The sequence below is a fragment of the Treponema sp. R8-4-B8 genome, from assembly GCF_054786175.1.
In genome coordinates this window covers 1-583 of the sequence record NZ_BDHE01000262.1, presented here as the reverse complement: position 1 = coordinate 583, position 583 = coordinate 1, and the positions used below count along the sequence as shown (strand labels likewise).

General features: G+C 45.8%; 1 protein-coding gene. It reads right to left on the bottom strand.

Annotated elements, in window-relative coordinates; all coding sequences use genetic code 11:
* Positions 1-549: ATP-binding protein (locus tag ACYVRA_RS08285; protein WP_461252255.1), on the bottom strand; the 549-nt coding region annotated here is incomplete at its 3' end.
* Between the last annotated feature and the right edge of the window lie 34 nt (positions 550-583).

Genomic DNA, 583 nt, shown 5'->3' with positions numbered 1-583 from the left:
GAAATATGTTAATATGTCCGGATCGTCATCTACCGCCATAATGCGGACATTGTTTAAATTGACATCTAACAAACCTTTTTGCCTGTCTTCCGCGCCGCGCTTTGCCTTGACAGTAAAGGTAAATGTTGAGCCTTTTGAAGGTTCTGACTGCACCCAAATATGGCCGTCCATCATCTCCACTATGCTTTTGGAAATCGCGAGTCCCAGGCCAGTACCTCCGTATTTGCGCGTCGTGCTGCTTTCGGCCTGTTGAAAAGAACTGAACAGGCGTTTTTGCTGTTCCGCCGTTATTCCAATTCCCGTGTCGCTTACTGAAACTTGTATGGTGCAAGAGCCGTTTTTTTCTTCCATAAAAGTTGCGTTAAGGATTATTGTGCCTTCTTCAGGCGTGAATTTAACCGCGTTGCTCAGGAGGTTGGCAACTACCTGCGCTAGCCGCTGATCGTCGGCTATCAGGGTTTTGGGAATTTTATTGTCAATACGCACTACAAGTTTTTGCCGCTTTTCGTCCACGCGGAAATTGATTACCGAAACGACTTTTTGCAGCATTTTCTCGAAATTAAATTCACAGGGCGACAATTCC